A 22,988-nucleotide genomic window follows, 5' to 3' on the forward strand; every position below is an offset into this window, starting at 1 on the left:
GTAACTTGTTTATTATAACCGAAAAGCAGGAGGGGATGAAAGGGAAGCGAAAAAAAGCACCATCCTCACGCATGAGGATGGTGCTACGAAATCAGTCAGCCACGTATGGGATTAAAGCCATTTGACGTGCGCGTTTGATTGCGATTGTAAGTGGACGTTGGTATTTCGCTGAAGTACCAGTCACACGACGTGGAAGAATCTTACCGCGTTCCGAAATGAAACGTTTGAGAAGTTCTACGTCTTTATAATCGATATGAGTGATGTGGTTCGACGTGAAGTAACATACTTTACGACGACGTTTTCCACCTGGACGACGTGCCATGTGATTAACCTCCTTTTAAGTTAAATTTTTCAGGACGATTTCCTTAGAACGGAAGATCGTCATCTGAAAGGTCGATCGAACTACCACCGCTGAACGGATCAGCGCCGAAGCCCGAATTCGATGAAGCGGGTGCTGGCGAGGAAGAGTTGTTCTGCTGTTGCTGTGAACCCCATCCTGCAGCATTCCCGTTTCCACCAGTAGATGAAGCGTAGCCTTCGCTACCATCCGAAGAACGGCTCGCGTTACGTGACTCAAGGAAGCGGACGCTATCAGCGACGACTTCCGCACGATAACGGCGTTGCCCTTCTTTATCGTCGTAGCTGCTAATCTGGAGGCGACCCTCTACACCAGCAAGACTACCTTTCTTCAAATACTGAGCAACGTTCTCTGCTTGCTTGCGCCAAACGACGCAATCGATGAAATCAGCTTCTCGCTTCCCATCTTGCCCTGTGAAAGGACGGTCACATGCGAGTGTGAATCGCGTTACCGCAATCCCGCTCTGCGTATAACGCATTTCCGGGTCACGAGTTAACCGACCGACTAAAACGACGCGGTTAATCATCAGAATCACTCTCCTGTTTCAGCTTATTTCTCGTCTTTTGTGATCATTAAGCGAACGATATCGTCACTGATCTTCATGAGACGGTCAAGTTCTTTTGTAGCTGCTGGTTCAGCAGAAACGTTAAGAAGAACGTAGAACCCTTCACGCATATCATTGATTTCGTAAGCGAAACGACGTTTACCCATTTCAGTTGTTTTATCAACTGTACCACCGTTATCAGTGAGGACTTTGTTGAAACGCTCCACTGTTGCTTTGCGTGCTTCCTCATCAAGTTCCGGACGGATGATGTAAAGTACTTCGTATTTACGCATATCTGTCACCTCCTCTTGGACTGGCGGCTCGAATGTTCGAGCAAGGAGCAATAATTCATTACTCACATTCGTTAATACTACCAAAGTATTTTGCTTTATGCAATAACGATTCGTTTTCGATTAGACGTTGAAGCGGAATGTGACGACATCGCCGTCTTGGAAGACATATTCCTTACCTTCTGAACGGTAACGTCCTTGTTCCTTAACGGTCGTCATGTTGCCTGCAGCTGCTAAATCTTCATATGCGACGACTTCTGCACGGATGAATCCGCGTTCGAAGTCCGAGTGGATGACACCCGCACATTGTGGAGCTTTCATCCCTTTTTTGAACGTCCAAGCGCGTACTTCTTTTTCACCTGCTGTGAAGTATGTCGCAAGACCAAGCGTGCTGTACGCCGCATGGATCAATTGATCCAGACCTGACTCTTCGATTCCGAGATCAACGAGGAACTCTTGACGTTCTTCCGGCTCAAGCTCCGCAATCTCTTCTTCGATCCGGGCACAGATAACGATGACTTCTGCACCCTCTTTAGCTGCGAACTCACGAACAAGACGCACGTTCTCATTGCTGTCTGCATCTGCAACTTCATCTTCGCCGACGTTCGCGACGTAAAGCATCGGTTTCATCGTCAACAATTGGAAGTGCTTAACGATTGCTGCTTGATCTTCGTTCAATTCAGCGAGACGTGCCGGTTTCTCGTCTTCGAGTAATGCCAACACGATTTCAAGTGCTTCAAGTTCAGCCGCTGCGTTTTTATCGCGTGACTTGACTTGTTTTTGGACACGCTGGATCCGCTTTTCGACCTGCTCGAGGTCAGCGAGGATCAATTCGAGGTTGATCGTCTCGATGTCATCAATTGGTGATACTTTTCCTGAAACGTGTGTGATGTTTTCATCAATGAAACAACGAACGACCTGACAGATCGCATCCACTTCACGAATGTTTGCGAGGAATTTATTTCCGAGCCCTTCCCCTTTAGATGCCCCTTTCACGATACCTGCGATATCCGTGAATTCAAATGCTGTCGGGATCGTCTTTTTCGGGTTGACGAGTTCCGTCAATTTTCGAAGACGTGCATCTGGTACTTCAACGACACCGACGTTCGGGTCGATCGTTGCGAACGGGTAGTTCGCTGCCTCGACACCTGCTTGTGTGATGGCGTTAAAAAGTGTTGATTTTCCTACGTTTGGTAAGCCAACGATTCCTGCTGTTAATCCCACTTGGAATTCCTCCTTTTCGGTATTTCCTAGGAAATCCGTGCTAGCGGCCGCAGTGGGTAGAATGATTACACCACGTCAGCACATCTTTCACAATTATAGATAGTTCAATTTTTTTAAGCAAGGAGCTCGACCGTCTTTTTTAATCCCGCCTTAAACGAAAGCAACTGCCCTGTTTACAAAAGACAATCAAAAAGCGGTTCCGATCACGAGGATCAGATCCGCTTTTCATCACTCTGGTAAGACTTTTTTCAATCGTTTATCAAAATCACGACGTGGCATCAAGATGCTTGCCCCGCAACCTTGACATTTGATTCGGATATCCATGCCGACCCGAATGATCTGCCATCGGTTCGTTCCACATGGATGCTGCTTCTTCATCTCAACATAATCATGGAGTTGATACGTTTTTGGAATCATCCGTCTGTCCACCATTCTTTTGTTCTGGATTCATCATGACCATCCGTGGATACGGGATCTTGATGTTCTCTTCTTCTAGTCCTTGCTTCAATTCCTTACGGATCAGACGACCAGCTTGGAAATGTTGCATCGGTGGTACTTCTGCCATCAAACGATAGACGACTTCAGAAGGACCAAGCGTCTGGACGCCGAGCATTTGAATCGGTTCGACGAACATATCGACATACTTCTTCGTCGTCCGGTCCGCGATCTCATGTAAGACTTGTTCGACGCGTTCGAGATCTTCGTCATAGGAGACTTGCACATCGACGAGCGCAAAGCTGTTGTCGACCGAATAGTTCGTCACTTGCAAAATCTGACCGTTCGGGATGATGTGAATCTCCCCGTTGAGCCCTTTGAGTTTCGTTGTTCGGATACCGAGTTCCGTTACGACACCTTCGATCACACCGACGCGTACATAATCTCCGACTTTAAACTGGCGTTCGAAGATGATGAACGCTCCGGTAATGATATCTTGCACCAAGTTCTTCGCACCAAATGAAATCGCAAGACCAGCAATCCCGGCACTGGCAACAAGACCAGTGATGTTGATTCCGAACTGACTGAGTACCGTCAACAACATGACGATTCCAAGTACGTAGCGGATTGCATTTTGTAGCAACTTCAGCAGCGTCTCATTCTGACGTTGTGCCAAGTAATCCTGTTCATTGATTTTCCTGATCGTAAAGAGACGTGAGACTGCCCCAGTCAAAACGCGCGTTAACACATAGAACGCCGCGATAATGATGAGCGCAATCAGCAGTTTCATTCCAAAACGAATCCACATATCCGCATCCATTACTTGATTGATGAGTTTATCGACTTGGGCGACGGATTCTTGTACATCTTGATTGGTAGCCATTCTCTCCATCCTTTCTTGTTCTCTCTATTACGACAGTATACGTGATTTTAGTTGAGTTTCAACTAAAGAGCCGATTTTGACGTTAGATTTTCGGAAAAACCGGGAAAGGAAAATCATCTAAGAACCCTTCACTCTTGCCAACCCACCACGACACCGACACCAAGAGAAGAAAGGATGATTTCGATGAACTTCCGCTTTCATTCGCACGAGCCCAAGCCCTATTCTTTCTTTTTAGAATATACGGAACCGTTCGCGAAAGAACGCTTAGCCGAACAACTATTCGAACAAATCTCCGCTGTCCAAGAAAAACGTCCTATCGTACTCGTCTGCATCGGTTCTGATCGTTCGACGGGCGACTCACTCGGTCCACTTGTCGGAACATTCCTTGAAAAGCAAGCACCTGCTCATCTCCACGTCTACGGTACACTCGCGAAACCCGTCCATGCACTGAATCTCGCTGAAACGATTCACTCGATCCAAACAACCCATTACCGTCCACTTGTCATCGCAATCGATGCGTGTCTCGGTCGACTTTCAAGTGTTGGACATGTCTTCTTCTCAGAAGGTCCACTTGCGCCAGGAGCTGGAGTCCAAAAAGAATTACCTGCAGTCGGTGACTTCAACATCAAAGCTGTCGTCAACGTCAGTGGGTTCATGGAGATGATGATTCTCCAAAATACACGCTTACATCTGGTTTATGAGTTAGCCGAACTCGTCGCGAATAGCTTCCACATGCTCGATGCGAAACTGTCCGCTGAATCGACGCGGACGACGATTTCCTTCACCCCACGTTCGATGTAATCAAAAAGAAGCGAACCGTCACCGGAACGCTTCTTTTTATTGATCTGATTCAGGTAATAACAAGTCGAGCAACCGGTTAAGGTCGTCTTCATCTGTAAAATCGATTTCGAGTTTTCCTGCTTGTTTGCCCTGTTTAATCCGAACCATCGCACCGTACTTTTCGCGAAGTGATTCTTCGACGAATTGCACAGCGGTCGCTTGTTGCGGACGGACGGATTCCTTCCGTTCCCGAAGTGCCTGTTCTAACCGACGAACATTCCAGTTCTCAGCCATGACACGTTCTGCCATCTGTTCAATCTTCTTTGGATGTTTCAGCGACAGGAGGGCGCGGGCGTGCCCCATCGATAACCGCTCATCCATGACGGCCTGTTGGACGAGCAGCGGTAACTGCAATAATCGAAGGCTGTTCGTGATATGCGAACGACTTTTGCCGACACGTTGCGCAAGCTCTGCTTGCGTGATGCCGAATTCCTCGATCATCTCCGCATACGCCATCGCTTCTTCAATCGCCGATAAATCCGCTCGCTGGATGTTTTCAATCAGTGCGAGTTCCATCACGCGTGTCTCGTCTGCTTCGATCACGAGGACCGGCACACGTTCAAATCCCGCGCGACTCGCTGCTTGATACCGTCGTTCACCGGCGATGATCTCATAATAGCCATCTCGTGGTCGAACGACGATCGGTTGGATCATACCGTGACGAACGAGCGATTGGGCTAACTCTTCTAGTGCTTTTTCATTGAATCGTTTCCGAGGTTGAGTCGGATTCGGGCGAATCGCCCGAACAGGTAATTCGTTCACTTGCCTTCTCTCCTAAACGTAGCGGAAGGCACGACCGTTTATTCCGGACGTGCCTTCACGATGCGAATCCGCACCTCTACATATTCTTCACAATCGACTTCTTCTTTTTCGATCGTCAATCCAGTCTGCTCGATCATATCGACGGAATCACGAAGTGTATTCAACGCAATCCGTGTATCCCGAGCAAAGCTCTTATGACGTTTTTTCTTCGGTGGCTGTGGTGTCATCAATCGTTCCACCCGGCGCTCCGTCTCCTTGACGTTCCATTCCCGTTCCAGAATTTCAGCAGGTACCGTTACTTGTAGCGCTTCATCCTTGAGCGGTAATAACGCACGGGCATGACGCTCCGTGATCGTCCGTTGCTTCAACGCTTCCCGGACATCCGTTGGCAATCGAAGCAAACGCAATTTGTTGGCAATCGTCGATTGACTACGTCCGAGCTTACGAGCTAACACTTCTTGCGTGATGTCTTGTAACGCAAGCAAGCGCTCATAGGCTTCTGCTTCTTCGATTGGTGTCAAATCTTCGCGTTGCAGATTTTCAATCAATGCCAGTGAAGCAGTCGTCTCGTCCGTCATCTCTTTGACGATGGCAGGAATCGTTTCCCAGCCAAGCGAGCGCACTGCCCGGTATCGTCGTTCTCCCGCAATGATTTCGTATCCTGTTCCTTGTTTTCGAACGACGATCGGCTGGAGTAATCCATGCTCTTCGATCGTAACGGCTAGCTCTTCAATTCGGTCCCCATCAAACACTGTCCGTGGTTGGAACTGGTTTGCGACAAGTTCTGTCAATGGTAATTCCTGAACCGTCTCTTGTGGGTCAAGCTCGATCGTAGCAGGTTGCCCTCCCTTACCGAGCAGCTTGGCAATTGCATTTCTCACGTTGGCGCACCTCACCTTTATCAGTCATCGTTTCACGTGAAACGGTGTTTAGCTTAATGGATCTTTCGCAGGCGTACCCGCTTTACGCGGATATTTCCCGGGTGTTGTTCGTTTTTTATCTACAATAACGATATTACGCTCACTTTCCTCGCCTGGCAATTGGAACTGGAAACTTTCCCGTAAATTCCCACCGAGTACTTTTAAGGCAATCGCACCATCCTCGAGCTCTTCACTGACTTTCGCTGCCTTCAAGGCAACGAATTGTCCCCCGACTTTCGCAAGTGGTAGGCAATATTCCGCGAGAACGGACATCCGAGCGACCGCACGTGCTGTCACGACGTCGAACCGTTCACGGAATTGTTTATTTTTACCGAACTCTTCGGCGCGTCCATGATGGAACGCGACACCTTCGAGTCCGAGTTCCGTCGCCAAATGATTGAGGAAGCCGATTCGTTTGTTGAGTGAATCGACGATCGTCACTTGGAGATGTGGGAACATGATCTTGATCGGCAGACTTGGGAAACCAGCGCCCGCTCCGACATCACAAACCGTCGTGACCGTCGTGAAATCGAAATAGAACGCTGCTGTGATCGAATCGTAGAAGTGCTTGAGATAGACATCTTCTTCGTCCGTGATCGCTGTCAGGTTCATCTTTTCATTCCACTCGACGAGCAGTTCATAATACCGTTTGAATTGATGCAACTGATGTTCTGAGACTTCAAGTCCCTGTGCTGCCAATGCTGTTACGAATTGCTGTTGGTTCATCTCGTTCACTCCGCAGTCAATGCGTATTGGCCTTGTTCGATATAGACAAGCAGGATCGAGATATCAGACGGGTTAACCCCTGAGATCCGGGATGCTTGTCCGATCGAGAGCGGACGCACTTGGTTTAGTTTTTGTTTCGCTTCAATCGCTAATCCACTGATCGCATCGTAATCGAGACGATCCGGAATCCGTTTTTGCTCCATCCGCATCATTTTTTCGACTTGATCGAGTTGTTTATCGATGTAGCCGGCATATTTGACTTGGATTTCGACTTGTTCTGCTGCTTCTGCAGACAGTGGTGTTTCCGGTGGTGTCATCTGCGCGATCATCGCATACGTAATTTCCGGGCGTTTCAGCAACGTGATCGCATGCAGCGCTTCCTTAAGTGGTGATGCACCAATTGCTTCTAGCTGTGCATTCACGTCCGCTGTCGCTTTGATGACGACCTTCTCAAGACGTTTCATCTCAAGACGGATTTGTTCTTGTTTATCGAGCAACTTCGCTTGGCGTTCTTCCGAGATCAATCCGAGTTCATGTCCGATTTCCGATAGGCGAAGGTCCGCATTATCATGACGGAGCAACAACCGGTACTCGGCACGTGACGTCAAGAGACGGTATGGTTCGTTCGTACCTTTCGTGACGAGATCATCGATCATGACACCGATATAGCCTTGTGAACGTGACAAGATAAGTGGTTCTTTGCCTTGGACTTGTAGTCCGGCATTGATCCCTGCCATGATTCCTTGCCCCGCTGCTTCCTCATACCCACTTGTTCCGTTGATTTGACCCGCTGTGAATAAACCAGGAACCCGTTTTGTCTCGAGCGTTGGCCAGAGTTGTGTCGGAACAACGGCATCGTACTCAATCGCATAACCAGGACGCATCATTTCAGAATTCTCAAGCCCTGGAATCGAGCGGAGAATATCGTGTTGGACGTCTTCCGGCAAGCTTGTTGATAACCCTTGGACGTAGACTTCTTCCGTATCGCGACCTTCTGGCTCAAGGAAGATTTGGTGACGCGGTTTATCGTTGAACCGGACGACCTTATCTTCGATCGATGGGCAATAACGTGGACCTGTTCCTTTGATCATCCCAGAGAACATCGGGGAGCGGTGTAAGTTCGCATCAATCAACTGATGCGTATACTCCGTCGTATACGTCAACCAGCACGGAATTTGTTCCGTGATCATCTGAGTCGTTTCATGACTAAATGGAAGTGCCACTTCGTCACCTGGTTGAATCTCGGTCTTCGAATAATCGATCGTTTTCCCGTCGATTCGTGGTGGTGTCCCTGTTTTGAAGCGTGCGAGCTCGAATCCGAGTTCTTCAAGATGTTTCGATAGATTGATCGACGGCATCTGATTGTTCGGACCACTCTCGTAAGACAATTCACCGATGATGATTTTTCCGCGCATGAACGTTCCGGTCGTGATGATGACTGCTTTTGCCCGATACTCTGCCCCTGTATTCGTGACGACACCGACACAGCGTCCTTCGTCGTCAATTAACAACCGTTCGACGAGCGCTTGACGTAAAAGCAAATTCGGCTCATCCTCGAGCGCTTTTTTCATCCGGTTTTGGTATTCGAATTTATCCGCCTGTGCCCGTAATGCACGCACGGCAGGACCTTTTGACGTGTTTAACATTTTCATTTGAATATACGTTGCATCGATCGCACGTGCCATTTCACCACCGAGCGCATCGATTTCCCGGACGACGATCCCTTTTGCTGGACCACCGATTGACGGGTTGCAATACATGAATCCGACCATATCGGGATTCATTGTCAACATGACCGTTTTCGAGCCCATTCGTGCCGCAGCAAGAGAGGCTTCGATGCCGGCATGTCCGGCTCCGACGACAATAACGTCGAATTCACCTGCTTGATAAGCCATAGTACTGGTTCCTCCTTCTTATTCCACACGCAGTCGTCTCGAATTATTTCCCGAGACAGAACTGCGAAAACAACTGATCCAATAAACTATCCTGTGCTGTATCACCATTGATTTCGCCGAGCGTATCCCACGCCCGTCGTAAATCGATCTGTACCATGTCGATCGGCATCGCCGCTTCTGCTGCACCGAGAGCATCTTCGATCATCTGACTCGCGCGTTTGATCAGTTGGATGTGTCGTGCATTCGAGACGTATGTCATATCCTGGCTCTCGACACCCTGTTCAAAGAACAGACTCGCAATCGCTGCTTCAAGGTCGTTGACGCCTGCTTCTTCGAGCAAGGACGTCGTGACGATCGGTCGACCATCGGCAAGTTCCGTGACACGTGCTAAGTCAATCTGTTGCGCCAAGTCACTCTTGTTGACGATGATGATCGCGTTCATCCCTTTAATCGCCTCAAACAGCAAGACATCCTCATCCGTCAGAACATCGTTCCCGTTTAGGACGAGTAAGATTAAATCGGCCGTCTTTAAAGCCTGACGTGACTTTTCGACACCCATTCGTTCGACGATATCTTCCGTCTCGCGAATCCCTGCCGTATCAATCAACTTTAGCGGTACACCACGAACATTGACGTACTCCTCGATCGTATCGCGCGTCGTTCCCGCGATATCCGTGACGATGGCCTTTGCTTCTTGCACCAATGTGTTGAGCAAAGACGACTTTCCGACATTCGGGCGACCGATGATCGCTGTGGATAACCCTTCACGAAGGATTTTCCCTTGGCGTGCCGTTGTTAATAACTCTGCCAAAATCGCGCGGACAGCACCAGCATCACGTTCGACGATCTGTTGCGTCATCTCTTCTGCATCGTATTCCGGGTAATCGATGTTGACTTCAATCGCAGCAATCGTTTGTAACAATTGTTGACGTAAGTCCTGGACGAGTTTTGAGAGACGCCCTTCAATCTGACTGACGGCGACATGCATCGCTCGGTCCGTCTTCGCCCGGATCAGATCCATGACGGCTTCCGCCTGTGACAAATCGATTCGTCCGTTCAAGAACGCCCGTTTCGTAAATTCACCAGGTTCCGCCAACCGGACTTCCGGTTGTGCGAGGATGAGTTCGAGGACACGATTGACCGCGACGACTCCTCCATGACAATTCAATTCGATGACATCTTCACGTGTAAACGTCTTTGGCGCGCGCATGACACTCACCATTACTTCATCGACGACACGGTCCGCCTCATGGTCGACCAATTTCCCGTAATGAATCGTATGGGTTGGTACTTCCGTCAAGCGGTTGCTCCCTTTATAAACACGGTCGGCTACAGCGACTGCATCAGGACCTGATAAGCGCACGATCGCAATCGCCCCTTCTCCCATCGGCGTCGAAATCGCGGCAATCGTATCAAATTCCATCATCCGTTCTTCCACCTCGTTTTTCTTCTGTCTTTTTATGAGTATTTAATCCTTAATCGTTGCAATGGGTATAACGAAACAACTATACACGAAATGACGCAAAAGAAAAAGAGCGACACTCTGTCAAAACAAAGCGTCGCTCTTCACGTATTAGCGTTTCTTTTTCGATTTTTTAGGAGCCGGAGCTGCTTGTGCTGCTTCTTTTTCACGTTTAGCAGCCATTGTCGCTTCCGTCTGCAACTTAATCTTTTCACGCATTGGCTTCATGATGACGATCGTGACGATGATCGAGAAGATGTAACCGACAACCCAGTAAAGCGAAAGGGCAGATGGGAGTGTAACACCCATGATGAAGATCATGATCGGGAAGACATAGAGCATGATTTTCATTTGTGGATTGTCTTCTTGACCTGCCATCGAGATCTTTTGTTGCAGATACGTCAGTACCGCAGACATGATCGGCAAGATGAAGAATGGATCTGGTTTCCCAAGGTCGAACCAGAGGAATGTGTGTTGGAAAATAGCCGGTGTGTAGATGATCGCGTTGTAGAACGCAATCAAGATCGGCATTTGGATCAAGATCGGTAAACAGCCTGCAAGCGGGTTGACGTTATGCTCTTGGTAGAGCTTCATCATTTCCTGTTGCAACTTCTGTTGTGTCTCTTGGTCTTTTGAGCTGTATTTCTCACGAAGCTTCATCATTTCCGGTTGAATGACTTGCATTCCACCCATACTCTTCGTTTGTTTGATCATCAATGGAAGGATGACAAGACGAACGAGAAGTGTCGTAATGATGATTCCGATACCGTAATCACCGCTAAAGAACTGTGAAATCTCACGAATCAACCACGCCATCGGCCAAACGAAGTAATGTTTCCAAAAACCTTCTGTGTCTGCTGTGATCGGTTCACCTGTACCATATGAGCTAGGTGTACAACCGGATAATACGATCGCGAGCACGGACATGAGTCCGAGAGTTAACCAAATCTTAGTTCTCTTGTTCATAATTCCTCCTAGAAATTGTTTACGCTTTGTCGAACGCCATCTTCTTCTATAGTAAGGCAAGGAAAGGGAGCGCCGTACAAATCAACAGGATGCATTGCTACGATTCATTTTTTTGATCGCATCCAGACACCGGAACGTTTGAGCACGTGACGGAGACTGTCAGCCACTTCTTGCGCGGTCATCTTCGCGGCCGGATTGCGCGCGATGATCACCAAATCATAATTCGGGGCAATCGAGGCTTCATGTTGCTGGCATGCTTCCCGAAGATACCGTTTCACCTGATTCCGGACGACGGCATTCCCGATTTTTTTACTGACGGATAAACCAACCCGAAAGTGAGTCTGTTGCTCCTTTTTCAAGGCATACACGACAAATTGCCGATTTGCGACAGAGGCTCCTTTAGTAAACACCGCTTGGAACTCCTTGTCTTTCTTGACGCGGTATTCCTTCTTCACCTTATTCACACTCCATCCTGACACTACGAAAATTCGTCGTCTCTCATCATATCATAGAATAAACATGCGACGCGATAGGGCGCATGTGACAAAAGCACGAACACACGAAAAAACATAAAAAAAATCACCTCGGATCATGCCCGAAGTGATGGATGCATCAATGCATTAGACAGTCAAGGCTTTGCGGCCCTTAAGACGGCGAGCAGCCAAGATACGGCGGCCACTCTTCGTAGCCATACGCGCACGGAATCCGTGAACTTTTTTACGCTTACGGTTGTTTGGGTTGAAAGTTGGTTTCATTCGTCTGCACCTCCTTTAAAAGATCTTTATAACCAATTGTTATTTTCTACTTTAAGGCAGTCTTGTACATTATATAAACTGATTGTGGCATTGTCAATGAAAGTTCAGAAGATTTCTTGTCCTGCTTAAGGGATTTTTGGTTTGAAAACAGGCAATAGGATTCGACTGCGCAAACTCTATTACGCGATAGAATGCATATGGATCATGGAGGGGATGTTTGTAGACTTATCCACCTATCCACAGACTTATCCACATTATCCACACTTTCCGTGGATAACTCTTCACTTTGTCTACAATAGTATTTTTTAAAATCGACGTCAATCCTCGATTTTCGATTCCTTTTTTCGTCCTCTTTTGTATTTTGTGAATAACTCTTTTTCAACGCTTCCTCTTTCGAAAAGTTATCCACCTCTTATCCACAATTTATCCACACTATCCACAGCTTGTGGGTAACTACCTGTGGACGGTTTAATTTACTTGTGGATAAATCATTCCAACCATTGCCAGAGCTCATTTCTTTTGATACACTAATTGTGCATAACATGATCCTGATCGTTCAGGACAAAACAAGTTATACACACCCTGTGGATAACTTTATACACAGATTCAACCGCCTGTGGATAACTTTATCCACAGTTTTTACGTTATGGGGATAAGTCGAGTTTCTTCATTAACTTTGTCTGTGTATAAGCCTGTGTACAAAAATTTTCTATCTTGATAAAAAAAGGGGGGTATTTATGAAAAACGCTGCCGAACTTTGGCATAATGTCTTATCTGTGATCGAGGAAGAGGAACGAACACCGAAAGCTAGTTATGATATGTGGTTGAAATCCACAGAAGGCGTCACGCTAAATGGAACGACACTACTCGTTTCAGCACCAGCTGCATTTACGGTGACATGGCTCGAGCGCCAGTACTTATCTTTACTCGAAGACACAGTTGAGGAAGTAACAGGAAGCCGACTCGATATTCAGTTCATTGAAGAGGGACAAGCGAAGAAAATGCTCGATCGACAAGAAGAGGAACGTGTTGAGGCAACACCGACTCCGAAATCGCGTCCATCGAACATGCGGAGACCAACAGAGGAATTGACGATGAGTGAACTCGGACAATTAAATGAGAAGTATACGTTCGATACATTCGTCATCGGATCGGGGAACCGTTTTGCGCATGCCGCTTCACTTGCTGTTGCGGAAGCGCCTGCTAAAGCATACAATCCGCTTTTTATCTATGGTGGCGTTGGTCTTGGCAAAACCCATCTGATGCATGCCATCGGACAGTACGTTCAAGATCAAAATCTCGGGACACGGATTGCCTATGTCTCTTCTGAACGCTTTACGAATGACTTCATTAACTCCATCCGCGATAATAAGACGGTTGAGTTTCGAAATAAATACCGTAATATCGATGTCCTCTTAATTGATGACATCCAGTTCCTTGCGGGCAAAGAACAGACACAAGAAGAGTTTTTCCACACATTCAATGCCCTGCATAACGACCAAAAACAAATCATCATCTCAAGTGATCGACCACCAAAAGAGATTCCAACGCTTGAAGATCGGCTTCGTTCACGTTTCGAATGGGGACTGATCACCGATATCACGCCGCCGGATCTCGAAACACGGATTGCGATCTTACGGAAAAAGGCGAATGCGGAGCAACTTGACGTCTCAAACGAAGTCATGCTCTACATCGCAAGTCAAATTGATACGAATATTCGGGAGCTCGAAGGAGCGTTAACCCGCGTTATCGCTTATGCGAATCTCGTCGGACGACCAATCGATCCAAATGTCGCTGCGGAAGCCTTGCATAACATCATGCCGGTCGCTGAACCGCGTAAAGTTACGATTCGTGACATCCAGGAGTCGGTTAGTAAGCACTTCAATTTACCGTTTGATGATCTTAAGGCGAAGAAACGGACGAAATCGATTGCCTTCCCACGTCAGATCGCGATGTATCTTTCGCGTGAGATGACAGAGAGCTCATTACCGAAGATTGGGGAGGAATTCGGGGGACGTGACCATACGACCGTCATCCATGCCCATGAAAAGATCAGTATGTTGATCAAATCGGACGGGGAAACCGGAAAAGTCATTGAACAAATCAAGCATGAGTTGAAGCATTCATAAAACTGTGGATAAACATGTGGATAAAGTAGGGTAGTTATCCACAACTTATCCACACCGTTTTTGGCTTTATATCAAGTTATCCACCGACTTATCCACACTATCCACAGCCCCTAAGACTATTATTAAAAAAATATATTATTATGTTATGATGGGCGCATGCCCATTATTTTCGAGAGGAGTCTAACGACGATATGCATATCACCATTCAACGCGAAGCTTTAATCCAAGCAGTACAAGATGTAGCCAAAGCGGTCTCATCCCGCACGACGATTCCGATTCTGACAGGGATCAAACTCGAAGCTCATGGAGATGGCATGACGCTGACAGGAAGCGATACAGAAATCTCGATTGAACGGACGATCTATGCAGAGGAGAATGGAACATCTTATGTCACGGTTCACCGTGCTGGTAGTGTCGTCTTGAATGCCCGCTTCTTCGGCGATATCGTCAAAAAGATGCCAAAAGACGAAGTCACACTCGAAGTCTCACCGAACTTCATGACACGGATTCAGTCAGGAACAGCGGAATTCCATTTGAACGGTCTTGATCCAGATGAATTCCCACGCCTTCCACAAGTCGATGGCGGACAACGTTTCCGTTTACCGGCTGATCTCTTACGTTCGATGATTCGCCAAACAAGCTTTGCTGTCGCTGTTCAAGAAACACGTCCTGTTCTGACAGGTGTGAACTTCTCAGCTGATAAAGGCATCTTGACGTGTGTCTCAACGGATAGTCACCGTTTAGCCCTTCGTCGTGCACAGTTCGAGACAGATACGGACATCTCGTTCCAGAACGTCATCGTTCCAGGGAAGAGCTTAAATGAATTATCGAAGTTGCTTGGGGATGGTCATGTGGATATCACGATCACGAACCAACAAATCTTATTCAAGATGAAGCACGTCCTCTTCTTCTCGCGTCTACTCGACGGAAACTATCCGGATACATCACGTTTGATTCCAGAAGAATACCGGACAGCCGTCCGCATGAATGCGAAAGAATTGCTTCAAGCGATCGATCGCGCGTCACTGCTCGCACGTGAGGACCGTAACAACGTCATCAAGTTCGCAGCTGAAGGCACGACGGCGGTTGAGATCTCTTCACATTCGCCAGAAGTCGGAAAAGTCTCGGAGCAAGTCAGCATCCTTTCGCTTGAAGGAGAAGAGCTGAAAATCTCGTTCAACTCGAAGTACATGATGGATGCCTTGAAGGCGCTTGACGCAACAGATATCGAAATCCAGTTCACGGGTTCGATTCGTCCATTCATCTTGCACCCAGTCGATCAAGATAACGTTCTGCAACTGATTCTTCCAGTCCGGACAGCGTAAGCATCCATATAAAACACGCGACAAGACGGGTTCGATTGTTTCGACATCGGACCCGTCTTTTTCGTATACCGTATATACGTTCGGGAATTTTGCTAAATCGCCCAATGTTTAGTACAATAAAGAGTACGTCATTTATAATATGTAGGTAGGAGGAGTCAATCCATGCAAGAAATCAGAATTACAACGGAATATGTCACGTTAGGGCAGTTCTTAAAGCTATCGGATATCATCTCAAGCGGAGGACAAGCCAAACCGTTTTTAGCAGAGGTACCGATTCTAGTCAACGGCGAAGTCGATCAGCGACGTGGTCGTAAATTACGGGATGGAGACATCATTGATGTAGAAGACTACGGTCAGTTCATCATCAAGAACGAGGGCAACTAACGTGCGGCTGGATTCAGTCCGACTCAGTCATTATCGCAACTATGACGCACTCGAACTGTCATTCTCCGAAAAAACGAATGTCCTGATTGGTGAAAATGCACAAGGGAAGACGAACTTATTGGAAGCGATCTATGTTCTTGCTCTTGCGAAGTCGCACCGGACGACGCATGACAAGGAACTGATCGGTTGGGACCAAGAGACGGCGCGTGTCGAAGGACGTGTCGTCAAACGAACAGGTTCTCATGTCCAAGAGATCGTCATCTCGGGTCGCGGGAAAAAAGCAAAACTGAATCATCTAGAGCAACGACGCTTAAGTGATTACGTCGGGGCACTGAACATTGTTTTATTCGCCCCGGAAGATTTGCATATCGTCAAAGGCAGTCCACAAGTCCGCCGACGATTTCTCGATATGGAGATCGGTCAAGTCAGCCCGGTCTATCTGCATGAATTGAGTCAGTATCTGAAAGTGTTGAAGCAACGGAATGCACTGCTGAAACAACTGTCCATGAAGGGAGGAGACGAGACCTTCCTTGATATCTTGACGGAGCAGATGATTACGCTAGCCGTTAAAATCGTTCAGCGCCGCCATCATTTCATGGCCCAGCTCGAAAAGTGGGCACGACCGATTCATGATGGAATCAGTCGTGGACAGGAAGAACTCGCGCTCATCTATCGTTCGGACACATTCGGCGACGAATTACTCGATGTCGAAGGAATGACTGCGTCCTACACGCGGAAGTTTGGTAAAATAAAAGAAAATGAAATCCGAAGAGGAGTTACGTTGTTTGGACCACATCGGGATGACTTCGAGATGGAAGTCAATGGACGAAACGTTCAAACGTATGGTTCACAAGGACAACAACGAACTGCAGCTCTCTCGTTAAAACTTGCGGAGATCGAATTGATTCACGAGGAAGTAGGGGAATATCCGCTTCTTCTACTCGACGATGTCTTATCCGAGCTTGATGATCATCGTCAAACACATTTGCTCGATACGATGCAACAAAAGGTCCAGACGATCCTGACGACGACAAGCGTCGATGGGATTGCGCATGAAACGATCAACCAAGCGAAGTTGTTCCACGTGAAACAAGGGACGGTCGATTTGGAAGAGACATCATATAAAGAAACAGTAGGTGAGAAAACCGATGAGTAATCATGAAGATATGGAATTGGAACAAGGGTACGGTGCCGATCAGATTCAAGTACTTGAAGGATTAGAAGCAGTACGTAAACGTCCAGGGATGTATATCGGCTCGACGGCATCAAAGGGTCTCCATCACCTCGTATGGGAGATCGTCGATAACTCGATCGATGAGGCGCTCGCAGGGTACTGTGACACGATCAAGGTCACGATCGAACCAGGGAACTCGATCTTAGTCGAGGATAACGGACGTGGTATTCCAGTCGACATTCAAGAGAAGATGGGTCGTCCTGCCGTTGAGGTCATCCTGACGGTCCTCCACGCTGGTGGTAAGTTCGGCGGCGGCGGATATAAAGTATCAGGTGGACTACACGGTGTTGGGGCTTCTGTCGTTAACGCCCTGTCGACGAAACTTGAAGTATTCGTCAAACGGAATGAAAAGTTGTATTACCAAGCGTACCATCGCGGTGTACCAGCGCAAGATCTTGAAGTCATCGGAACGTCGGAAGAGACAGGAACGACAATTCGTTTCTTCCCAGACGGTGAGATTTTCCAAGAAACGCTCGAGTATGACTATGATTTGCTAGCAACACGCTTGCGGGAACTCGCTTTCTTGAACAAAGGCTTGAAGATCATCATCACGGACGATCGTGCGGATGAGTCGATGACGCGTAGCTTCCACTACGAAGGTGGGATCAAATCCTACGTCGAGCACTTGAACCGTTCAAAAGAGGTCGTTCACGCAGAACCGGTCTATGTACACGGAACAAAAGACGGCATTGAAGTTGAAGTCGCGCTTCAGTACAACGATGGATTTGCTTCAAACATCTACTCGTTCACGAACAACATCCCGACACATGAAGGTGGTACGCACGAGACCGGCTTCAAGACGGCTTTGACACGGGTCATCAATGACTACGCGAAGAAGTTCGGTTTGATGAAGGATGCAGACGGTACGTTATCCGGTGAGGACGTGCGTGAGGGAATGACAGCGATCGTTTCTGTCAAACACCCGAACCCGCAGTTCGAAGGACAGACGAAGACGAAACTCGGGAACTCCGACGCACGTACGGTCACGGATTCACTCTTCTCTGGTGCGTTTGAGCAGTTCATGCTTGAAAACCCGACGAACGCACGCGCAATCGTCGAAAAAGGGATGATGGCGTCGCGCGCCCGTATGGCAGCGAAACGAGCACGTGAACTGACACGCCGTAAAGGTGTTCTCGAAGTCAGCTCGCTTCCAGGTAAACTGGCTGACTGTTCATCACGCGATGCGTCGATTTCTGAATTGTACATCGTTGAGGGTGACTCAGCGGGTGGTTCTGCGAAATCCGGACGCGATCGTCATTTCCAAGCGATCTTACCGATTCGCGGTAAAATCTTGAACGTTGAGAAAGCACGTCTCGATAAGATTCTCGGAAGCAACGAGATCCGAACGATCATCACGGCACTCGGAACAAGTATCGGTTCTGAGTTCGATATCGAAAAAGCACGCTATCACAAAGTCATCATCATGACCGATGCCGATGTCGATGGTGCCCACATCCGGACACTCTTGTTGACGTTCTTCTACCGTTACATGCGTCCGCTTGTCGAGCATGGGTATGTCTATATCGCTCAGCCACCGCTATACGGTATTAAGCAAGGGAAGAACATCACGTACGTGCATAACGAACGTGAATTGACAGAGGCGCTCGCAGCGCTTCCTGAAAACGCACGGTACGACATTCAGCGTTACAAAGGTCTTGGGGAGATGGATCCAGAGCAGCTTTGGGAAACAACGATGGATCCAAGTGGTCGTCAAATGTTACGTGTCGAGCTTCAAGATGCGATCGAAGCGGATGAAGTCTTCGATATCTTGATGGGAGATCAAGTCGAACCACGACGCGACTTCATTCAATCACACGCGCATTACGTCAAGAACCTGGATATTTAACGCTGAACAGAGAGGGTGGCCAGAAGCATGTCCGAACAAAATCACGGAATCATCAAGGATATTAATATCAGTCAAGAGATGCGTACGTCCTTCATGGACTACGCGATGAGCGTCATCGTCGCACGTGCTCTTCCGGACGTACGGGACGGCTTAAAACCCGGACACCGCCGGATTCTCTATGCGATGAACGACCTCGGTATTCGTGCCGATAAACCACATAAAAAGTCTGCCCGTATCGTCGGGGAAGTCATCGGTAAGTATCACCCGCACGGGGATTCTGCTGTCTATGACACGATGGTCCGCATGGCGCAAGACTTCAGCTACCGTTACGAACTCGTCGATGGACACGGAAACTTCGGTTCTGTCGATGGTGACTCGGCGGCAGCGATGCGATATACGGAAGCCCGTATGTCAAAAATCGCGATGGAGATCGTTCGCGATATCAACAAAAACACAGTTGATTTCAAAGATAACTACGATGGTTCGGAACGCGAACCGGAAGTTTTACCGTCACGCTTCCCGAACTTGCTCGTCAACGGCTCGAGCGGGATTGCGGTCGGGATGGCAACAAACATTCCACCGCATCAGTTAGGTGAGGTCATCGATGGTGTCTTGGCACTGTCTCACGATCCCGAAATCACGATCCAAGAACTGATGCAGCACATTCCGGGACCTGATTTCCCGACAGCTGGTGAAATTCTCGGACGGAGTGGGATTCGTCGTGCTTATGAAACAGGACGTGGCTCGATCATCGTCCGTGCGAAAGCTGAAATCGAACAGACGAAAAAAGACCGGGAACGGATCATCGTGACGGAGTTGCCTTATCAGGTCAACAAAGCCCGCCTCGTTGAAAAGATTGCCGATCTCGTCCGCGAGAAAAAGATCGAAGGCATCACCGATTTACGGGATGAGTCAGATCGTCGCGGTATGCGCATCGTCATGGAAGTCCGTCGTGACGCCAATGCGAGCGTCATCTTAAATAACTTGTATAAACAGACGTCGATGCAAACGACGTTCGGTGTCAACATGCTTGCGATCGTCGGCGGACGTCCGAAAACATTGACGCTCAAGGAAATGCTTTATCATTACCTCGAGCATCAAAAAGAAATCGTGCGTCGTCGCACACAGTTTGATCTCGAAAAAGCAGAAGCACGTGAACATTTGCTCGCTGGTTTACGGATTGCACTCGATCATTTGGATGAAGTCATTCAAATCATTCGCGGGAACCGGACAGCAGACGCAGCACGTGAACAATTGATGGAGCGTTTTGCATTATCTGAGAAACAATCACAAGCGATTCTCGATATGCGTCTGCAACGCCTGACAGGTCTTGAACGGGAGAAAATCGAAGCAGAATATGACGAAATCATGCAATTGATCGCGGAATTGAACCGCATCCTTGCGAGTGAAGAAGTCTTGCTTGATTTGATCCGGACAGAACTCGAGGAGTTGAAAGAACGTTTCAACGACGAACGTCGGACGGAAATCCGCATGGACCACATCGAATTCGAAGACGAAGATTTGATTCCGGAACAGGATATCATCATCACGTTGACAAGCAGTGGCTACATCAAACGGATGACGACGGATTCGTACCGGACACAACGCCGCGGCGGACGTGGGGTTCAGGGAATCGGAACGAACGACGAGGATTACGTCACGCGTCTCTTGTCTTGTTCGACGCACGATACGATCCTATTCTTTACGAACCGCGGAAAAGTCTACCGGATTCGTGGATATGAAGTACCGGAGATGAGTCGGACATCCAAAGGTGTACCGATCATCAACCTCATCCAAATCGAACGCGACGAAAAGGTCGAGACGATGATTCCAGTCAACTTCAAACGTTATCTCGAGGAGCAACAAGCAACTGAAGCACCTGTCGAGGTGATTGAGGGAGAGATTGAAGAGACGGAAGAAACGCTCGAAACAGAAGAAGTCGTTCAAGATGAGCAAAAATCACTAATCTTCATGACACGTAAAGGACGCGTCAAACGTTCACCGTTGTCTGCATATGCGCGAATCAACAAAAACGGTTTGATCGCGATTCGATTGTTTGAAGACGATGAGTTGACATCGGTTCGTCTCGCATCGACGGACGATGAAGTCTTTGCTGTTTCGACAAGCGGGAAAGCGATTCGTTTCCCAATCACGAATGTCCGCTCGATGGGACGTGGCGCTCGTGGGGTTAAAGCGATGACATTACGCCCAGACGATTTTGTCGTCGGGATGGAACTTGCACGTGATGCACAAGATGTTCTTGTCATTACGGAAAAAGGATTCGGTAAACGAACACCGATGACCGAGTTCCGTAGTCAGTCTCGTGGTGGTAAAGGATTGATCGCAAGTAAGGTGACGGATCGCGTCGGTCAAATCGTTGCCATGCGAATCGTTGATGTCGATGATGACATCATGATAATGACAGAGAGTGGTATCGTCATTCGGACAGACTCGCAATACATTTCACGTGTCGGTCGCAATACCCAAGGGGTGAAGGTCATTCGAATTGAAGAAGGTGACCGTGTTGCAACGGTTGCGAAACTGAAACGCGAAGAGACTGATGAAACGGAAGAAGACACGGATCTTGTAGTAGAAGAGAATGTAGTCGAATCGGATGCTTCAGAAGAAGCGGAAGAGTAAGCAAGACGTCAGCAAGGAAGCAGCAGAGTGATACTACTCTGCTGCTTTTATCTACATATATAGAAAGAAGAGAAAGGAACGAAGCGATATGCGAGTGGCAAGTGACCAATTACGCATCGGGGATCGTTTGACTGAATCCATCTACTTACATACGGATCATCCGATCGTAGAAGCAGGGAAAAAATAGGAACCGATGAGTTACGACGAATCCAACGATTCTTAATCAAGGAAGTCGTCATTGAGAATCGACCTGATTTCGGTGCAGATGAAGAAGTACAGATTGAAACGGTTGAAGCCCATGTGGAACATCCCTTTGAAGAATTCATTCGCTTTTACAATAAAGTCTTCATGTCATGGGAACAAGGAATGAAGCCGAATGTATACGAAGCATTGAGCTGGGTCAAACAGTCCGTTCCAGAACGGATTACGAGACAAGATGTCTTACCATTCTTCCTAGAGCGGGGAACGGAAGCTTATACCGTTCGACATGCCATCTATCGAGGGGCAGTCGCCCAAATGCTGGCGGAAGCAGTCGGGAAAGAAAGAAAAATGATTCATGAGCTGTGGACGGCATCCTATTTTGCAGATTACGGATTAGCGCGGATCATGGAATGGCGTCACACGAAACGATATGAAGCGATGCAACAAGAAATTTTTCAACGTCACCCGGCAATGGCATATCAAGCATTGCAAAAGGAGACGATTATCTCGGATACTGTGAATCGTTTAATTGTTCAACATCATGAACGTTTAGATGGAACGGGTTACCCTTTAAAGGTAAAAGGAGATAAGATTGCAGATCATGCACGATTATTCATCGTCGCAGACGTCTTTGCTGCAATGACGAGTTGGCGTCCGTACCGGGAAGCTTATACGCCGTTTGATGCCTATCGTCATTTAAAAGCAAGACCGATGCAATATTGTTCAAAGTATGTACTATTGCTCGGACAATTACTTCTACCAATAGAAGTCGGTGATCGCGTGCTGATGAGTAACGGAAAGATTGCAACCATCACGCGAAAGAATCCAGTCTTTGATCGACCTGTCATTTCTTACGAAGAACAGGGACGGATGACGATTATTGATTTAATGGAAGAACGACAACATAGTATTATTCAGTTGATGGATTAATAGGGAAAATACAGCCTCTTGAGCCGAAATCATAAGGTTCAAGAGGCTTGTTCATGATTTTAAAAACAATTTTAAAATAAGTGTTGCACAATAATAAAACGCATGATATATTATTACATGTCCTTAACAACGACAAGCGCTTGAAACAAACGAGAAAAACAATTTCAAAAAAGTTGTTGACTTCTTGTTTCAGACTTGGTATTCTAATTGAGTCGCCAAAACAGGCGCGGACGAACTTT

At 47.7% G+C, this 22,988-nt stretch carries 22 protein-coding genes; 8 read left to right on the top strand and 14 right to left on the bottom strand.

The annotated features are described in order from the left end of the window. Positions 1–91 precede the first annotated feature (91 nt). From rpsR to P401_RS0114295, 6 genes are all read right to left on the bottom strand, one after another. Positions 92–322 carry a 30S ribosomal protein S18 gene (gene rpsR, locus P401_RS0114270; protein ID WP_023469849.1) on the bottom strand — a complete coding sequence of 77 codons (231 nt, stop codon included), beginning with the start codon at positions 320–322 and terminating at the stop codon, positions 92–94. Positions 323–365: 43 nt separating this feature from the next. Continuing rightward, positions 366–884 (bottom strand): single-stranded DNA-binding protein, encoded by a 519-nt coding sequence (gene ssb, locus P401_RS0114275; RefSeq protein WP_023469850.1) that lies wholly within the window; start codon positions 882–884, stop codon positions 366–368. 23 nt (positions 885–907) lie between these two features. After that, positions 908–1,195 (bottom strand): 30S ribosomal protein S6, encoded by a 288-nt coding sequence (rpsF, locus tag P401_RS0114280; protein ID WP_023469851.1) that lies wholly within the window; start codon positions 1,193–1,195, stop codon positions 908–910. A gap of 120 nt (positions 1,196–1,315) precedes the next feature. Then, positions 1,316–2,416, bottom strand: coding sequence for a redox-regulated ATPase YchF (gene ychF, locus P401_RS0114285; protein WP_029343022.1), 1,101 nt, complete (start codon positions 2,414–2,416; stop codon positions 1,316–1,318). A 228-nt stretch (positions 2,417–2,644) separates the two neighbouring features. Then, positions 2,645–2,833: a DUF951 domain-containing protein gene (locus P401_RS0114290; RefSeq protein WP_023469853.1), complete on the bottom strand. Its 189-nt coding sequence runs from the start codon at positions 2,831–2,833 to the stop codon at positions 2,645–2,647. Beyond that, positions 2,805–3,734: a mechanosensitive ion channel family protein gene (locus P401_RS0114295; RefSeq protein ID WP_023469854.1), complete on the bottom strand. Its 930-nt coding sequence runs from the start codon at positions 3,732–3,734 to the stop codon at positions 2,805–2,807. Before P401_RS0114295 ends, P401_RS0114290 begins: the two co-directional genes overlap by 29 nt. A gap of 183 nt (positions 3,735–3,917) precedes the next feature. Here P401_RS0114295 and yyaC point away from each other — a divergent pair, with 183 nt between their 5' ends. Then, the gene (gene yyaC, locus P401_RS0114300; RefSeq protein ID WP_034786343.1) at positions 3,918–4,535 is read left to right on the top strand and encodes a spore protease YyaC; all 618 of its coding nucleotides are present in this window, start codon (positions 3,918–3,920) and stop codon (positions 4,533–4,535) included. A gap of 36 nt (positions 4,536–4,571) precedes the next feature. Here the strand turns inward: yyaC and P401_RS0114305 are convergent, their stop codons facing one another. The 8 genes from P401_RS0114305 to rpmH form a co-directional block, all read right to left on the bottom strand. Then, positions 4,572–5,336 carry a ParB/RepB/Spo0J family partition protein gene (locus P401_RS0114305; protein WP_029343024.1) on the bottom strand — a complete coding sequence of 255 codons (765 nt, stop codon included), beginning with the start codon at positions 5,334–5,336 and terminating at the stop codon, positions 4,572–4,574. Positions 5,337–5,374: 38 nt separating this feature from the next. Continuing rightward, positions 5,375–6,217: a nucleoid occlusion protein gene (gene noc / locus P401_RS0114310; protein WP_029343025.1), complete on the bottom strand. Its 843-nt coding sequence runs from the start codon at positions 6,215–6,217 to the stop codon at positions 5,375–5,377. A gap of 48 nt (positions 6,218–6,265) precedes the next feature. Next, positions 6,266–6,982 carry a 16S rRNA (guanine(527)-N(7))-methyltransferase RsmG gene (gene rsmG / locus P401_RS0114315; RefSeq protein WP_023469858.1) on the bottom strand — a complete coding sequence of 239 codons (717 nt, stop codon included), beginning with the start codon at positions 6,980–6,982 and terminating at the stop codon, positions 6,266–6,268. A gap of 5 nt (positions 6,983–6,987) precedes the next feature. Further along, positions 6,988–8,877 (bottom strand): tRNA uridine-5-carboxymethylaminomethyl(34) synthesis enzyme MnmG, encoded by a 1,890-nt coding sequence (mnmG, locus tag P401_RS0114320; RefSeq protein WP_029343026.1) that lies wholly within the window; start codon positions 8,875–8,877, stop codon positions 6,988–6,990. Between the two features lie 43 nt (positions 8,878–8,920). Beyond that, complete coding sequence (gene mnmE / locus P401_RS0114325; protein WP_023469860.1) at positions 8,921–10,303, bottom strand: tRNA uridine-5-carboxymethylaminomethyl(34) synthesis GTPase MnmE; 1,383 nt, start codon at positions 10,301–10,303, stop codon at positions 8,921–8,923. A gap of 147 nt (positions 10,304–10,450) precedes the next feature. After that, positions 10,451–11,305: a membrane protein insertase YidC gene (gene yidC / locus P401_RS0114330; protein ID WP_023469861.1), complete on the bottom strand. Its 855-nt coding sequence runs from the start codon at positions 11,303–11,305 to the stop codon at positions 10,451–10,453. 104 nt (positions 11,306–11,409) lie between these two features. Beyond that, entirely contained in the window at positions 11,410–11,760 is a 351-nt protein-coding gene (gene rnpA, locus P401_RS0114335; RefSeq protein WP_023469862.1) for a ribonuclease P protein component, read from the bottom strand. A gap of 165 nt (positions 11,761–11,925) precedes the next feature. After that, positions 11,926–12,060, bottom strand: coding sequence for a 50S ribosomal protein L34 (gene rpmH, locus P401_RS0114340; protein ID WP_012371910.1), 135 nt, complete (start codon positions 12,058–12,060; stop codon positions 11,926–11,928). Positions 12,061–12,797: 737 nt separating this feature from the next. Here rpmH and dnaA point away from each other — a divergent pair. From dnaA to P401_RS17835, 7 genes are all read left to right on the top strand, one after another. Further along, on the top strand, positions 12,798–14,189 hold the full coding sequence (gene dnaA / locus P401_RS0114345) for a chromosomal replication initiator protein DnaA (protein WP_023469863.1): 1,392 nt from the start codon (positions 12,798–12,800) through the stop codon (positions 14,187–14,189). A gap of 191 nt (positions 14,190–14,380) precedes the next feature. Further along, positions 14,381–15,514 carry a DNA polymerase III subunit beta gene (dnaN, locus tag P401_RS0114350; protein ID WP_023469864.1) on the top strand — a complete coding sequence of 378 codons (1,134 nt, stop codon included), beginning with the start codon at positions 14,381–14,383 and terminating at the stop codon, positions 15,512–15,514. A 162-nt stretch (positions 15,515–15,676) separates the two neighbouring features. Then, positions 15,677–15,898 (top strand): S4 domain-containing protein YaaA, encoded by a 222-nt coding sequence (gene yaaA / locus P401_RS0114355; protein ID WP_023469865.1) that lies wholly within the window; start codon positions 15,677–15,679, stop codon positions 15,896–15,898. A gap of 1 nt (position 15,899) precedes the next feature. Then, on the top strand, positions 15,900–17,054 hold the full coding sequence (gene recF / locus P401_RS0114360) for a DNA replication/repair protein RecF (protein WP_023469866.1): 1,155 nt from the start codon (positions 15,900–15,902) through the stop codon (positions 17,052–17,054). Between the two features lie 10 nt (positions 17,055–17,064). Further along, positions 17,065–18,978, top strand: a complete 1,914-nt coding sequence (gene gyrB, locus P401_RS0114365) for a DNA topoisomerase (ATP-hydrolyzing) subunit B (protein ID WP_201770445.1) — start codon at positions 17,065–17,067, stop codon at positions 18,976–18,978. Between the two features lie 27 nt (positions 18,979–19,005). Continuing rightward, positions 19,006–21,618, top strand: coding sequence for a DNA gyrase subunit A (gene gyrA, locus P401_RS0114370; protein WP_029343028.1), 2,613 nt, complete (start codon positions 19,006–19,008; stop codon positions 21,616–21,618). 348 nt (positions 21,619–21,966) lie between these two features. After that, a complete protein-coding gene (locus P401_RS17835) occupies positions 21,967–22,749 on the top strand; it encodes an HD-GYP domain-containing protein (protein WP_236627123.1) in 783 nt (260 codons plus the stop codon). Positions 22,750–22,988 lie beyond the last annotated feature (239 nt).

This window comes from Exiguobacterium acetylicum DSM 20416, assembly GCF_000702605.1.
In the GTDB taxonomy this organism is placed as follows: domain Bacteria; phylum Bacillota; class Bacilli; order Exiguobacteriales; family Exiguobacteriaceae; genus Exiguobacterium_A; species Exiguobacterium_A acetylicum.

Excerpts from the sequence above, each read along its gene's own strand:
- P401_RS0114290 (WP_023469853.1), bottom strand. The coding sequence starts at position 2,833 with ATGATTCCAAAAACGTATCAACTCCATGATTATGTTGAGATGAAGAAG.
- dnaN (WP_023469864.1), top strand. The coding sequence starts at position 14,381 with ATGCATATCACCATTCAACGCGAAGCTTTAATCCAAGCAGTACAAGAT.
- mnmE (WP_023469860.1), bottom strand. The coding sequence starts at position 10,303 with ATGATGGAATTTGATACGATTGCCGCGATTTCGACGCCGATGGGAGAA.
- rpsR (WP_023469849.1), bottom strand. The coding sequence starts at position 322 with ATGGCACGTCGTCCAGGTGGAAAACGTCGTCGTAAAGTATGTTACTTC.
- yaaA (WP_023469865.1), top strand. The coding sequence starts at position 15,677 with ATGCAAGAAATCAGAATTACAACGGAATATGTCACGTTAGGGCAGTTC.
- P401_RS17835 (WP_236627123.1), top strand. The coding sequence starts at position 21,967 with ATGTCATGGGAACAAGGAATGAAGCCGAATGTATACGAAGCATTGAGC.
- gyrB (WP_201770445.1), top strand. The coding sequence starts at position 17,065 with ATGGAATTGGAACAAGGGTACGGTGCCGATCAGATTCAAGTACTTGAA.
- rpsF (WP_023469851.1), bottom strand. The coding sequence starts at position 1,195 with ATGCGTAAATACGAAGTACTTTACATCATCCGTCCGGAACTTGATGAG.
- yidC (WP_023469861.1), bottom strand. The coding sequence starts at position 11,305 with ATGAACAAGAGAACTAAGATTTGGTTAACTCTCGGACTCATGTCCGTG.
- P401_RS0114295 (WP_023469854.1), bottom strand. The coding sequence starts at position 3,734 with ATGGCTACCAATCAAGATGTACAAGAATCCGTCGCCCAAGTCGATAAA.
- yyaC (WP_034786343.1), top strand. The coding sequence starts at position 3,918 with ATGAACTTCCGCTTTCATTCGCACGAGCCCAAGCCCTATTCTTTCTTT.
- mnmG (WP_029343026.1), bottom strand. The coding sequence starts at position 8,877 with ATGGCTTATCAAGCAGGTGAATTCGACGTTATTGTCGTCGGAGCCGGA.
- rpmH (WP_012371910.1), bottom strand. The coding sequence starts at position 12,060 with ATGAAACCAACTTTCAACCCAAACAACCGTAAGCGTAAAAAAGTTCAC.
- dnaA (WP_023469863.1), top strand. The coding sequence starts at position 12,798 with ATGAAAAACGCTGCCGAACTTTGGCATAATGTCTTATCTGTGATCGAG.
- ssb (WP_023469850.1), bottom strand. The coding sequence starts at position 884 with ATGATTAACCGCGTCGTTTTAGTCGGTCGGTTAACTCGTGACCCGGAA.
- rsmG (WP_023469858.1), bottom strand. The coding sequence starts at position 6,982 with ATGAACCAACAGCAATTCGTAACAGCATTGGCAGCACAGGGACTTGAA.
- gyrA (WP_029343028.1), top strand. The coding sequence starts at position 19,006 with ATGTCCGAACAAAATCACGGAATCATCAAGGATATTAATATCAGTCAA.